12 protein-coding genes and 4 pseudogenes are annotated in these 13,192 nt (G+C 48.8%); 11 read left to right on the top strand and 5 right to left on the bottom strand.

Features of this window, described 5'->3' with window-relative positions; all coding sequences use genetic code 11:
• Both OEZ43_21635 and OEZ43_21630 read right to left on the bottom strand, forming a co-directional pair.
• Nucleotides 1-221: pseudogene (locus OEZ43_21635) on the bottom strand (transposase domain-containing protein).
• 91 nt (nt 222-312) lie between these two features.
• Nucleotides 313-701, bottom strand: a pseudogene (locus tag OEZ43_21630) (group II intron reverse transcriptase/maturase).
• A gap of 490 nt (nt 702-1,191) precedes the next feature.
• On the opposite strand from OEZ43_21630, the gene OEZ43_21625 reads away from it, so the two are divergent.
• The 7 genes from OEZ43_21625 (at nt 1,192) to OEZ43_21595 (ending at nt 8,659) form a co-directional block, all read left to right on the top strand.
• Nucleotides 1,192-2,208, top strand: a complete 1,017-nt coding sequence (locus OEZ43_21625) for a hypothetical protein (GenBank protein ID MDH5548182.1) — start codon at nt 1,192-1,194, stop codon at nt 2,206-2,208.
• A 42-nt stretch (nt 2,209-2,250) separates the two neighbouring features.
• Nucleotides 2,251-2,517, top strand: coding sequence for a hypothetical protein (locus OEZ43_21620; protein MDH5548181.1), 267 nt, complete (start codon nt 2,251-2,253; stop codon nt 2,515-2,517).
• A gap of 212 nt (nt 2,518-2,729) precedes the next feature.
• Nucleotides 2,730-4,604 carry a hypothetical protein gene (locus tag OEZ43_21615; protein ID MDH5548180.1) on the top strand — a complete coding sequence of 625 codons (1,875 nt, stop codon included), beginning with the start codon at nt 2,730-2,732 and terminating at the stop codon, nt 4,602-4,604.
• A gap of 32 nt (nt 4,605-4,636) precedes the next feature.
• The gene (locus OEZ43_21610) at nt 4,637-5,161 is read left to right on the top strand and encodes a hypothetical protein (GenBank protein ID MDH5548179.1); all 525 of its coding nucleotides are present in this window, start codon (nt 4,637-4,639) and stop codon (nt 5,159-5,161) included.
• Nucleotides 5,162-5,242: 81 nt separating this feature from the next.
• Nucleotides 5,243-6,841: a winged helix-turn-helix domain-containing protein gene (locus OEZ43_21605; protein ID MDH5548178.1), complete on the top strand. Its 1,599-nt coding sequence runs from the start codon at nt 5,243-5,245 to the stop codon at nt 6,839-6,841.
• Nucleotides 6,842-7,008: 167 nt separating this feature from the next.
• Nucleotides 7,009-7,845, top strand: coding sequence for a class I SAM-dependent methyltransferase (locus OEZ43_21600; protein MDH5548177.1), 837 nt, complete (start codon nt 7,009-7,011; stop codon nt 7,843-7,845).
• A gap of 31 nt (nt 7,846-7,876) precedes the next feature.
• The gene (locus tag OEZ43_21595) at nt 7,877-8,659 is read left to right on the top strand and encodes an NnrU family protein (protein MDH5548176.1); all 783 of its coding nucleotides are present in this window, start codon (nt 7,877-7,879) and stop codon (nt 8,657-8,659) included.
• Between the two features lie 62 nt (nt 8,660-8,721).
• Here the strand turns inward: OEZ43_21595 and OEZ43_21590 are convergent.
• Nucleotides 8,722-8,838: pseudogene (locus OEZ43_21590) on the bottom strand (YebC/PmpR family DNA-binding transcriptional regulator).
• A gap of 9 nt (nt 8,839-8,847) precedes the next feature.
• Here OEZ43_21590 and OEZ43_21585 point away from each other — a divergent pair.
• Together OEZ43_21585 and OEZ43_21580 are read left to right on the top strand one after the other, a co-directional pair.
• Nucleotides 8,848-10,017: a transposase gene (locus tag OEZ43_21585; protein MDH5548175.1), complete on the top strand. Its 1,170-nt coding sequence runs from the start codon at nt 8,848-8,850 to the stop codon at nt 10,015-10,017.
• Between the two features lie 33 nt (nt 10,018-10,050).
• Nucleotides 10,051-10,236, top strand: a complete 186-nt coding sequence (locus tag OEZ43_21580) for a hypothetical protein (protein ID MDH5548174.1) — start codon at nt 10,051-10,053, stop codon at nt 10,234-10,236.
• A gap of 194 nt (nt 10,237-10,430) precedes the next feature.
• Here OEZ43_21580 and OEZ43_21575 read toward each other — a convergent pair whose 3' ends face one another.
• Complete coding sequence (locus OEZ43_21575) at nt 10,431-11,576, bottom strand: alpha/beta hydrolase (protein MDH5548173.1); 1,146 nt, start codon at nt 11,574-11,576, stop codon at nt 10,431-10,433.
• Nucleotides 11,557-12,159, bottom strand: a complete 603-nt coding sequence (locus OEZ43_21570) for a hypothetical protein (protein MDH5548172.1) — start codon at nt 12,157-12,159, stop codon at nt 11,557-11,559. Before OEZ43_21570 ends, OEZ43_21575 begins: the two co-directional genes overlap by 20 nt.
• A gap of 169 nt (nt 12,160-12,328) precedes the next feature.
• On the opposite strand from OEZ43_21570, the pseudogene OEZ43_21565 reads away from it, so the two are divergent.
• Nucleotides 12,329-12,741: pseudogene (locus OEZ43_21565) on the top strand (transposase zinc-binding domain-containing protein).
• A gap of 100 nt (nt 12,742-12,841) precedes the next feature.
• Nucleotides 12,842-13,192: hypothetical protein (locus tag OEZ43_21560; protein ID MDH5548171.1), on the top strand; the 351-nt coding region annotated here is incomplete at its 3' end.

The raw sequence follows: 13,192 nt of genomic DNA, 5'->3' as shown, positions 1-13,192 counted from the left end.
ACGTAGTTGATTCCCTTGTAGACTTCTGATCGCATCGGGTTGTTGGCAAACTTTTCCTTCCATAAACGCGGTGTAAGTTCATAGACTTTACTTACCGGATGGGTGTTGACGCGCTGCAGGACATCGATCAGGTAAGTATATGGGTTAACGTCGTGGAGTTTGCACGTACTGATCAGGCTCTGGATAATACCTACATGTTCGGCTCCCAGTTCTGTCCAGCAAAGTCGAGTCAACCAAGGGGAATCTCACCCCTTAGTTGCTCACAGAACCGTACGTGACAGTCTCCCGTCATACGGCTCTTGGTCACACATTCTATGCACGAAGTAGATGCCAATGAGCAAAGAGTGTTGGGTTCTCTCTCTGGAGTAGTGAAAGCTTCCTCAAGGCCTTGCGCGTCGAAACTCGAACTTGGCTTTCACCCATTTGATGAGTCGTGATTGAAACGCGCTCCATAGGCGATAGCTAAAATTCCGATACCAGAATTTACCGTAGTACTCAATCCATCCACGCAGAATGGCATTATAACGACGAGCAAATTCAGTTGTATTTTCGATCGTAGACCGATGAATTCGCCAACCCTTTATTGTCCGCGCTATCATTCGCATGGCATTGTTTGATGCGCCGGGTGCGCACTTGCGGTACAGTTCGCCCTTGAAATTTCTAAGTGTCCGCACTTTGAAGTCGTACCCGAGAAAGGTAAAACACTTATCAACATTGTGTCTCGGAAATAAACACACTTATGGCACCACTCGATGCTGATTTCTCTACTGTAGGTCACTTTTGTCGAAGCGAATGTCGTTTTGACAGGTTGGATTCGATGATTGATACTGGCGATCAGACGGGTAAAGGTGGTTTATATTTCTTATTCCTTCTCTACCATGTCTTGCCGCTAGACGGTTAAATATTGCCGCTTGCAATGCTCCTCTTTGGTGTTAAACCTCGTCACGTAATCAAAAACGGTTCCCACTCTGTATCATCGTACAGGTGTTCGATGAGATGGCAGCAAGCTTGCACTTTACCGTGTGCCCCCCGATGAGGAGTTTATCGAAATGGAATTTCGTATAAACCAAAACATCCGCCCGGAGTACCGCGCTGAATAATCCGTCCCAGGAAGGTACACATATGAATCAAACAGCGCTTGCCCAATATAGCGTCATCCAATCGTTTAAGAAAAATGGCTAGGAGAACGTCTTGCATATATCGAATTCGCATATACCTTATGCCTACACGAGGAAGTACTCGCCCCAGCAGGAGACGGTAACAACCAATACCGAAAACAACGCCACGGCAACCGCAAAAACGACAGCACCCGAGACGGACAGCACTAGCACACGAGAGGGCGGTCCGATACGGATCGGTGTCGACAATTTTAAGCCCTTGGGGTTCTTCGCCCCCCTGCAAAAGGCACCCAAAGAGCTAATGGAGAGATTCGAGCAACAACGACTTAAAATGGCCTATCCAAACTCGCCCGCGCACCAAGCCGAAACACTCCGACATGCCAATGAATACGGAGGCAAACGCGAGACGATTGCCGTGTTTTCGGTCAAGGGTAGGCTGATTGCCAGAGTTGACGCTAGCGGGGGTGCGACAACTCCGATGGCGGCAAGGATTCCTAACGACCCGAATATGAAACCACAGGATAAGGTCGAGTTTCTCGAAAAACGGCTTAGTGCCATGTACGGTAAAGGCTTGGTCGTAGACAAGTATCAACCCGGCCAGTCACCCACCAACGCCGAGTTATTTTCTAAATTCAATTTCGGAAAATCCTATGCGCAACACATCCAGGATCAGTTGGAGTCTATGCGCGGCGAGTATGCCGCAGCACAATACCGCAAAGAACAATACGAGCACGAACAAGAACAGAGAAACAGCATCGAACAACGACAGGTATTCAAACTCAACGGTATCGAAGTGGCCAGTATCGATGACGATGGCAAGCTACGCATTCATGCACCGCTAATCGGGAATGCGTCGGTACAGCATGGTCTTCCCCGCGACGCCATGCAACCCCTCGCTACGATGGAGCTGCGTTCCTTTAACAATCCAGTCAATGGCGATGGGATCACAAAATTGTTTCGCGACAAGTTTGGCGACGCGCTCACCGTCGAAAAATTTACCCAAGGCAACGGGCCAACACTTGGCGAGATCCGCGAGGCTCAAAGCCGTCACCTGGATAATTATCTGGATAGCATCAATGTCACAGCGTAACAACGCAAGTAATACTGTGAACTCTCGAAGAGAAATCACACCATGTATATCAGCAAGCCTATAAGCAGCCCACCGGTACGCATTCTGCCAAACCCCTATAACGCACAGCTACTCGAACAACAAAACGAACGCTGGCAGAAAAGCCTAACCCACGGAACTGGAACGGACACTGTCACGCTGAGCGAAGCGGCGACAAATCTGTCGAACCTCTATCGGAACCCGCCCGACATCCTGACGGATTCGATTTCAGTTAATCCCTTTCATCGCGTATTCCTTTGTCTTGTAGGCGAAGCGGACCCGCTTGCCTGACACACCTCATTTCACAGCCGGCAAATCGGAAATAGACACACAGTTGGCAACACTCGATGCGGATGTCTCTACTCTTTCTCTACTGTCGGTCACTTTTGTTGAAACGTATGGGTTTCGACACGCTGGATTTGATGATTGATACTGGCGATCAGACGGATAAAGGTGGGTAATACTTCCTATACCTGACCTGCCACATCCCACCATTTATGAATATGACCCCTGCACATGTTCACGAGAAAGAACAAAACGATCCGCTATTCATCGTCGAAGCCTCACGTAATGTAAATTTGTTAACCGTCTCCGGGTGGGAAACACAAAGTGATTTACGCGGAGAGCTAGTCGACGACAACGGTACACGAGCGCGGATTACCAAAGGCACCACTAGCAGCTACCTCATCGACGGCGGGCTCGACCTTGACGGACAAATCACTGACAGCTCGGGTAACCATGCCACAGTCGTAAGCGTGGTATCTGGCAATCTTACTAGCCCAAACCCAGTAAATGGCAGTGCTAACGGTCTCGAAAGTCCTGCGAGCAAGGATTTATTGCGCGCGTCGGCTTCGAGCGAACATCCAATAGGCCGAGCTTTGGTACTGGAAAACATAGATGGCTTCGATTCGCTCGAAAATTTTCGAAAGTCTCCTCACCTGATCAATCTCAAACACACAGCCCCGTTTGGACTCAGTGGCGAATTCGAAACGCTCACCGACTTTAGCTGCAATGCGGTAGCACAACACTTTACCCTGGACATCAGACGCCGTGAAGGAATCGACTTTCGCTTCCCTACAACCCAGGAACTGGAAGCACTCACTGCGTTTCAGGAATCCTTTGAAATTGATATTACCAATGGAGCGACCACCGTAACCAATCCGGATTTCAACGTCACGACTAACCTTCAGCGAACAGGATCGCTGGAGTTCACAGGTGTGGGTTGCCTAAACTGTCATTCAGGCCGCTTTCTTAACACTTCTCGTGTAACGGAACTACGCATGAATACCGGCGTTGCAAGCCAGGACGTCAACACAACCGACCAACTGCCGACTGAGCCTCCCACTGCCGGTGCAAATACTCGCTCGTTTGAAGTTCCTCAGTTGATCGGTATACGACACACGGCACCGTATTTTCATGACAACTCCGCTAACACATTGGAGGACGTAATTGGTTTTTATGAATCCCAACATTTCAAAGACGCGTTTCCCGATGGGCAATTTGGCATTGGTGGGGTACTCGCCAATCCGGAATTTAGTTTCCCCCCCGACTTACGTGCAGGTCTGGTTGCATTTCTCAAAACACTCGCCGACTACCCAGTAGAATTTCCGCATTTTGTTTCGGTCGGAAAGGTCGAAACCAGCATGAGTTCAGTAAACGAAGTTTCGATAACAAATTCCGGCAGCTCAGCCGCCCTCATTATTGGCGCAATCTTCGAAGCCGGCAGTCTCGCGGTCAATCGTTTCGACGATGAGATTCCAAACTTACGAGAGGAATTCCCCCTACCTCCAGATTTTCAATCCGGTCTTGATCAGGAAGGAATGCAATATTACGCTATCGCAGATTCGGAAATTGCGGGTGTGACTAAGAAGACAGTGACAACTCCGTCATATCCTTTTTTTTCGAGCCCGGTTATTCAAATAACTATCTTAGACTCTCTCCTAGGATACGAAATAGCGCCAGGTGAGACCTTGACCATTCCTGTCACATTTGCACCTACAGAAATCCGTTCGCGTATAGATACTAATTTGGCAATACGTATACAAAATGCCGAAGGCGACTGGGACTTTGGTATTCATCTCGTCGGTGCAGGCATTCCCTTCAACCCTCCTCCCGTGTTTACGAATACCATTAACGACATTGTGAAAGAAATCGAAGGTAGCTTGACTGAGGTGACACTCCCAGAGCCTCAAGCTGAAGATGATGGCAACGAAGTAACTTTCGAGGTAAACGCTCCAGAAAACGGTATGTTTCCTTTAGGCGAGACTATCGTCACCGAAACCGTAACCGATGAAAAAGGCAAGGCTGTGAGTCGAAGCTATGCCGTCACGATTGTGGATACGCAGAACCCGATTTCACCTCACACCCCGCCGATATAGCCGTCAATCTTTTACAAAACCAACAGAGCATAGTGTTAGATATCGGTTCCGCCGAGGCTAGTGATGTCGGGGGTATAGCGACCATTAGTAACAATGCACCAAATAGTTTTGGTCCGGGGATACACGAAGTCACCTGGACTGCAAGCGATCCAACCGGTAACACTAGCACCTATGTACAGAGAGTGGAGATAATAGCGTATATTGAGCCAGAAAATACCGCTTCAGTAGAAGACGAAACGCCCAATACAGAAGGACAGGACAGTAGGCAATCTGAGGTGGTAATCAATAAGGAACCTGAGAGCCTCGCTTCAGAAGACAGGCAGGGATCAAACAACGCCGTCGAAGATACTGTAGACACATCAGTCACTGTGGAGCCAGAAAACAATGAAGCGCCCAACACGGAAGTGCAGAACGATAATCAACCAGTTGAAAATAGCCCCCATCAACATGATGAACATGCAGTACATCACCAGCGTCGGAGTTGGTTTGGGAGCTTAGATTGGCTAGGTTTATTAGTGATTACCGGATTTCTTGGGTTGAAGCGGCGATTCGTATAGCAGAACACCATTCCTAATCGATGCCATATCTACTATGATCGCTCATAATTCAGTGATGAATGGTGAACGAAAGAGAAACTAATGAGTTTTAAATTTGATGATTTTATTCTAGACACGACGAACTTTGAGTTACGCCACGGAGGGAAGCCTCAACCCCTGGAACCGCAAGTATTTAATCTACTGACGTACCTGGTTGAACATCGTGACCGCACTGTGAGTAAGCAGGAATTACTCGATACGTTATGGAAGGGCCGAATTGTCAGCGAATCGACACTCAGTAGTTGTGTTAAGGCAGCTCGCAAAGCCATTGGCGATAATGGTCAATCGCAAAAATATATTTCAACCGTAAATCGACGCGGATTTCGTTTTATTGCACAGGTACAGAACGAAAACGCTGTTGCAAGCGAATCGAACACCTCGGTAGTTGACGATATCATGACCCAAAGCACGCTGGTCGGAAGTGAAGAGCAAGGTATGGCCTGTCTTTTTCCGGTGCGAAGCCCACAGCCGGAAGAGCGTATCATGATAGCGGTATTACCACTTTCCAGCTCCGGCACTGAGATCGTACTATATTTTGCAGAAACACTATTCGAAGACATCAATATCCGTTTGGCCAGAACGCCTGGCTTCCTAGTCATGTCGCGCAACACCACCGCCTTTTATAAGAGGGACGATACGAACGACGTTGAGGCGGCCCTGGAATTGGGCGCCAACTATATTGTTGATGGCTCGGTCCGGGGTATCGGTGAAAGCATAAATTTATCAATTAAACTCATCGAAACCAAAACAGGGCGCGTGCTGTGGGGGGTACGCAAAACCATACTTTTGGAGGAACTGGACGCCTTACAAGAGCAGATTACCATGAACATCATTAGCGCAATCGAACCTGAAATAAATCGAATAGAGCTGGCTACTTTACGCAAGCGTAGACCTGTCGATTTAGGCGCCTGGGAGCTTTATCGACAAGGGAGTGCCGTTCTTGGTCAAAAGGGCTGGAGCGAAGAAAGCTTTAGTGAATGTGCTGATCTACTCCGTCAGGCTATAAAAAAAGACCCTGAGTTGGCGTTCGCCCATGCCTATCTGTCCTTGATTCTCGCCATAGGTCATTTGGTTGGATTGGTCAATCACGATGGTTGGCACGACGAAGCCCTATCCGCCGCAGAAACCGCTATCGCCCTCGATAGCCAGGATCCCGATGTTTTAGGCTACGCCGGTTGCGCTTTCAGTGACATGGGAGATCATTTTCGCGGCATCAAAATGCTGGAACGGGCTGTCGAATTGGACCCAAGCAATGCCCAAGCGTGGGCAGCACTCGGTGCGGCACAGCTACAGATTGGCGAAGAAAAAGGTATAAACAATATGTACCATGGCATACGCATCAGTCCGCGGGACAATCGCATCGGTGCCTGGGGCGCCTTATTGGCAAGGGCGTTACTAAACTTTGGTCGAGTCGATGAAGCCATCGAAGTCGCCTCCAATGCCTGCGCCTTTGACGATAAGATATTCTTGCCTCGCATAGTCCTCGGCGTTGCTCTGGCCCAAGCCGACAAACCAGAAGCCGCTCAACTGGCCATTGAAGACGCGAAACGGATACGTCCCCATCTAAGTATGGAGGACATTCAGCGTTTTGTCCGCCCGGAGGAAATACAACAATTGACGAAATGCGGCCTACTCGTCTGATTTAGCAGCAATAATCCCGCAAACCGGGAAGCGTAGACAATCTCAATTTATGCTCCCGCAAATCTCCACGAAATCCCCACATAGTCTTCAAGTTTCCCGGTCCCGAAAATCCTAAGCTTACTCCTGACAGTAAAGTCAATTACCTCAAACCAAACAGGAGAAATCACATGTTAAATACACTATCTGTAGACGTCCCGGAAACTATCAATTTCGAATTCATAAAAGAAAAGCAACGCAACACCTGGGGATCAGGTGACTACGGCCGCATTGGCGTCACACTGCAAATTACCGGTGAACAGCTGTGCGAATCCATGGATTTACGAGCAGGTGAATCTGTTCTCGATGTGGCCGCTGGAAACGGCAACGTTAGCCTCGCTGCCGCACGACGTTTTTGCGAAGTTGTTTCTACCGACTACGTGGAAACCCTACTCGCACAATCCAAGGAAAGAGCCGACGCCGAGGGTCTGAAGCTACATTATCAATTCGCGGATGCAGAAGCACTACCGTTTGAAAATAATGAATTCGACAATGTAGTGTCGACCTTTGGTGTGATGTTTACGCCGAACCAGGCACAGAGTGCAGCCGAGCTTATCCGAGTCTGCCGACCTGGCGGAAAAATCGGTCTGACCAATTGGACACCCGAAGGTTTTATTGGTCAGGTTTTCAAACTCATTGGATCCTATATCGCACCCCCAAGCGGTATAAGCTCTCCCGCATTATGGGGAACTCGTGCGTTTATCGATGCACAGTTTGGCCAGTATTCCAAACAAATCACTTACCGTACGAGAGAATTTAATTTTCGCTTTCAATCTCCACAACACTGGGTTGATCTGTTTCGTACCTATTACGGTCCGGTTCACAAGGCCTTTCTCGCACTAGAAGAGGAACAGGCAAGTGCGCTCGAAGCAGATCTTCTTCGTCTCATCAGTGACTTTAATCGTGGCACCAATGGTGACATGGTCGTTCCATCGGAATACCTCGAAGTTATCGTCACAAAAGACTAGACCTAAATTCAATCAACATGGAGAACAGTTTATGAAAAACACTAGTCAAGTTTATGCACCAACAAACGTGTCTGTAGAATCTACGGATTTCTTTAAACGATTTACTGTACTTGCATACGGAACACTAGCCTACGCCGTCGGTTGCACTGGGCTATTCTGGCTTATTTTGGGCGTTGGCGGACTTGCTCCTGTCGGTCTAAGCGAGTGGCAAGCCGGTTCAATTGCTACCGCGCTATTGTTCAACACTGGCCTAATTATGTTGTTCGGATTACAGCACAGCATCATGGCCAGAGGCAGATTTAAACAGTGGTTAACACGCGTGATTCCTGCTGCTGCCGAACGTGCAACCTATATGCTAATGTCGGGCGTCGTTACCATTGTCGCTGTGTATTTCTGGCAGTCCATTCCAGGAACAATATGGCAAGTAGAAAACAATGTTTTCCAAGTCGCGATATATATTGCCTATGCCGTCGGCATTGTCTATCTGCTCTTATCTACCCTGGTGACCAATCACTTTGAGTTGATGGGATTGCGACAAGTATATCTTTACTTTAGAGGTAAGCCGTATACAGCGCTACCTTTTACTAAAAAATACATGTATCGCTATAGTCGTCATCCAATGATGCTCGGGATGCTGGTTCTGTTGTGGGCAACTCCGCTCATGTCAGTGACTCACTTTGTCCTGGCGGGTGCGTTCACACTATATATTGCAGTCGGGGTTTATTTTGAAGAACGTGACTTGATCAAAAACTTCGGCGAGACATATCACAAATACAAAAAAGAGATCGCCACGTTTATTCCAGGGATGTATTAAAGGCTTTAACAACCGGGCCCGAGCACTGAAGTGTGCCGGGCCCGTTTTTTTTTGCACGTGTTTTACTGATCAATCTCCGCATTATGATACACGTTTTGAACATCGTCGAGATCGTTGAGCATCGCGAGGAATTTTTCAAACAATGCTACGTCATCACCACTAACAGCGCACATTGTGGGGCACGACGCATGGCCGAAACCGCCGCGCATCTGGACGACAATGTCATTCCTCGCCAGCCCGTTCGGCAATGGGTGATCTCTTTTCCGACTCCTTTGCGTATCCTGTTGGCCTCTCAGCCTCAGTTGTTATCGCCCGTTCTCCAGGTCATACACCGAACTATCTCCAGCTTTCTGATCAAACAGGCCGGTTTCCGCGCCGATGAGGCGCATACTGGTGCCATTACGCTCATTCAGCGCTTCGGCTCAGCGGCCAACCTCAACATCCATTTGCATTGTCTTTTTCTTGATGGCGTCTATCGCCTGATCGACGGCAAAGCGGTTTTTCATCCTTTTTCGCCACCCAATACGCTACAGCTACAGATCGTCTTGCAACGTTTAATTCAACGTCTGATGCGCTGCCTGGTGCGCCGGGGTGTACTCGTGGAAGATCAGGGGCAGCTGTATCTTGATGAGCACGAGTCAACCGCCCCGTCTATGACACCACTACAAGCCAGCTCTTGTAGCTATCGCATCGCCCTGGGGCCCAGGGCCGGTCAGAAGATCCTGACATTGCAAACCGTTGAACCCAACGCCACCGCCTACCCTTCAACCAGGGACCGTTGTGTAAACCACCAGGGCTTCAGCCTGCACGCCAACACCTATTGCGCACCAACGGATCGACAAAAACTCGAACGACTGTGTCGCTACATCACGCGACCTGCTCTGGCCAATGAGCGGATCAAGATCCGCCAAAATGGCGATGTAGTGCTGAAACTGAAAAGCCCGTACAAAGACGGGACCACGCATATCGTTATGTCACCGCTGGAGTTCCTGCAGAAACTGGCGGCCCTGGTACCTCGCCCCCGGCTCAATCTCATTCGCTACTTTGGTGTCCTAGCACCCAATGCCAAACTGCGTCCACTCGTCGTGCCGCATCCACCGGATAGCGATTCGAGAAGCGTAACTGAACAAGACGAGTCGGCTCCAACACCAAGGCAACACATATCCTGGGCGCGTTTACTCAAACGCGTCTTCAATATCGATATTCACACCTGTCCCCACTGCCAGGGCAATCTCAAAATTTTAGCCTCCATAGAAGACCCGCCGACCATCGCCAAGATCCTTAAGCACCTGGACCTACCGACAAGAGCACCGCCTCGGGCACCCGCCAGACTCCCTGACGGATTCGATTTTATATAGACCTCTCTCATCGAGCATTCCTTCACCCATGCGGTGAAGCAGCCCCACACGTCCGACGCACTCAATCTCGAAGCCAGTAAGTCGGAAATAGACACCCTGATGGCACCACTCGGCGCAGATTTCTCTGTTGTAGGTCTCTTTTATCGAAGCGGTAGTCGTTTTGACACCCAGGTTTTGATGGCTGATACTGGCGATCAAACAGGAATATGTGGTTTATAGTTCTTATTCCTGGAAGATACTTCGGTTTACACGATCGGCGAACTAGTTCGTCGCCATTTGGGGTGGTAACTTTTATCGCGAGCTATTCGAATGAATTGGATTTGGAGAGCGACGGTTAGCGTGAGGGTCTGTATACTACAGATAGTTCGTTCTTGAAGTTTGCCGTTTTTTTATAACGTTACGAAGAAAGCAGGTTACTGAAGAGCCGCAACAAAACCATTTACATCGGTAAAAAATCGATCGGGCTCTTCGATCATCGGGTCGTGTCCAGACTTGTCGTAGATCAAAATACTTTTTTGAGTCGCCGTTAGCGACGTAAGTGCATTATATTTAGTTTGCGCGAGGGCTGCGGTAATTGCACCGTCGTGCTCGCCATTGATGATAAGCGTCGGTACCGAAATATTCGCAAAGGCGGGATCGGCAAGCAAACGCGCGACCTCACTTTCGCTGTCGTTCCATATTTTGTGCCAATTCGTCGCATGTAACAATTGCTGCAACGTGTCAATTGACGAGAAAAAAATTGTCTTCCATCCGAGGATTTTACCCAATTCGGCGGTGACAAAGTCCGGATCATAATCATACAAGCCAGCCACACGTAATATCCGCGCGTGCTCCATAAAACGACCGAAAATATCGAGAAAACCGCCCGACCCGAGATCAGGTCGATCTTGATGCCAATTCAATGCATTTTGATAACCGTCTTTCTTGCTTTGCGCAATACTCGGATCGTTAATTCTATTTGGCATGGTTGTAATCACCCAATCTCGCGATGCTTGATACGTTGATAGATAACCGGACAATCCATCCACGTCGATCCAACCTTTAACTAAGGGATCAACGTATGAACTGGCAAGATATTCGTAACCGAGTCGACCTCCCCAACTAACACCCAGCAACACTATCGTTTTGACATTGAGGCGTTTTTTTACTGCGAGAATGACCGCGTGCGTATCTTCAACAAATTGGTCCATGCTAATTGACGACTTCGATGGATGACCATAACTGTTTCCCGCCGCTCGCTGGTCCCAATAAATGACCGCGTAATTTTCTTCGAGTTGTTGAAACGGTTTCATCATCGTGTAGTATTGCGCCGTATCGCCGGGGCCGCCATGCAATAGCAAAATAAATGTGCCGTTCGATGCATTCCCGCGTACATCCACCGGCATCACTTCCCCGGCATTCTTAACGTAAAAGAAGTCGACCTGCCGATCAACCGAGCAGCCTGCCAATAGGAATAACGCGAAAAGAAATTGCACAACCGAAATCAAAATTGTTTTTCGCGTGCGGTTGTTAAATGTTGCGCCGAACACAGCGTGTAATTTATCGAAACGAATAGGCATAAGAGACACCCACTTCGGCAAAGATGTTATAGATGAGCAGTTGATTTAACGGATATTGCCCGAATGCACCCGCTTTGAAATAAACGCGCATTGGTTTTCCGACGCTTTCCAAACGCGAAAGGTCGTAGCCAAAACCGAAGTTAGCTCCTGGCTTGTAGTAACCATATCCAAAATCGAACGTTTCATAGACGGCGCCACTTCGATATTCCAATACGTCACCTGCAGCAAACGTATGAATATAGCCTTGGGAAATTCCCAAATTAAGAAACATTCCAGAATCGAAGTTCCAGTAGTAGTCGAGACCCGCATCGATAAAGTAGTTGTGGCTATTTTGAAAGTGGAAGTAATACGCCGTAGCGAGCGACGCGACAAAGGCGTGTCGCGCACTACCAAAAACTTGACGGCCCACCGAAAATCGTAGTCCGGGATGAAAAAAAGTTTCGCCGTAATAGCTTAATTCGAATAAATATGGCTTGGACGTACCGCCATTCGCGTTTTCAGACGAATCCGCGTGTGCGATGTTCGCAAGAAACGGTACAAACATTATGCAGGCTAAAATGTTTATGCAGATTTTATTGCCCATTACTTCGTATCCTTATACAAGGTTACTCTGTCGCAATTGTTTTTCTCGTAATTTATTCATGTTTAAAGTAGTGTAATACAACTTTCGTAAACGCACAATGACGCAAGAATGCGAAAAAAGAGTCGAAATATTTTGTAAAAAAATGGAAGCGATGAATTATGCGTACACTGATGCCTTTCTTGACTGCGGGATTCTCGCCAATGGCTTTCTGCGCCTGCGCTGTGAAGACTGTCATCACGAGAAATTGGTGGCGTTTTCGTGTAAGAGACGCGGCTTTTGTCCAAGCTGTGGGGCGCGACGCATGGCTGAGACCGCCGCGCATCTGGCCGACAACGTCATTCCTCGCCAGCCCGTTCGGCAGTGGGTGATCTCTTTTCCGATCCCTTTGCGTATCCTGTTGGCCTCTCAGCCTCAGTTGCTATCGCCCGTTCTCCAGGTCATACACCGAACTATCTCCAGCTTTCTGATCAAACAGGCCGGTTTCCGCGCCGAGAGGCGCATACTGGTGCCGTTACGCTCATTCAGCGCTTCGGCTCAGCGGCCAACCTCAACATCCATTTGCATTGTCTTTTTCTTGATGGGTGAGGAAAGACCGAAGTGACTCAATGTCACTTCGCAGCTTGACGAACGACACGCCAGGGATGGCGTGGCTGGGGCCCATCGAAGCCCTTGAAGTTTCGCCATGGACGGCAGGCACCAGGTCTCGCCTCCCAATACGCAACAACTACAGACCGTCTTGCAGCATTTGATTCAACGCCTGATGCGCTTCCTGGTGTGCCGGGGTGTATTAGCGGAAGATCAGGGCCAACTATATCTTGATCAGCCAGAGTCAACCGACCCGTCTATGACACCGCTACAAGCCAGCTCTTGTACCTATCGTATTGCCCTGGGGCCCAGAGCGGGACAAAAACTCTTAACCCTGCAAACGGTGGAACCCAACGCCACCGCCTACCCTTCAACCGGAGACCGTTGTGTAAACCGCCAGGGGTTCAGTCTGCACGCCAACACCTACTGTGCACCTACCGATCGACAA

The sequence above is a fragment of the Gammaproteobacteria bacterium genome, assembly GCA_029881255.1.
In the GTDB taxonomy this organism is placed as follows: domain Bacteria; phylum Pseudomonadota; class Gammaproteobacteria; order S012-40; family S012-40; genus JAOUMY01.
Note: the sequence above shows the minus strand (reverse complement) of the source record. Positions and strands in the feature narration are given on the sequence as shown.

Bases quoted from the DNA above. Each gene is read 5' to 3' on its own strand.
- OEZ43_21620 (MDH5548181.1), top strand. From the start codon at position 2,251: ATGTATATCAGCAAGCCTATAAGCAGCCCACCGGTACGCATTCTGCCA.
- OEZ43_21615 (MDH5548180.1), top strand. From the start codon at position 2,730: ATGACCCCTGCACATGTTCACGAGAAAGAACAAAACGATCCGCTATTC.
- OEZ43_21605 (MDH5548178.1), top strand. From the start codon at position 5,243: ATGAGTTTTAAATTTGATGATTTTATTCTAGACACGACGAACTTTGAG.
- OEZ43_21600 (MDH5548177.1), top strand. From the start codon at position 7,009: ATGTTAAATACACTATCTGTAGACGTCCCGGAAACTATCAATTTCGAA.
- OEZ43_21595 (MDH5548176.1), top strand. From the start codon at position 7,877: ATGAAAAACACTAGTCAAGTTTATGCACCAACAAACGTGTCTGTAGAA.
- OEZ43_21585 (MDH5548175.1), top strand. From the start codon at position 8,848: ATGGCCGAAACCGCCGCGCATCTGGACGACAATGTCATTCCTCGCCAG.
- OEZ43_21575 (MDH5548173.1), bottom strand. From the start codon at position 11,576: ATGCCTATTCGTTTCGATAAATTACACGCTGTGTTCGGCGCAACATTT.
- OEZ43_21570 (MDH5548172.1), bottom strand. From the start codon at position 12,159: ATGGGCAATAAAATCTGCATAAACATTTTAGCCTGCATAATGTTTGTA.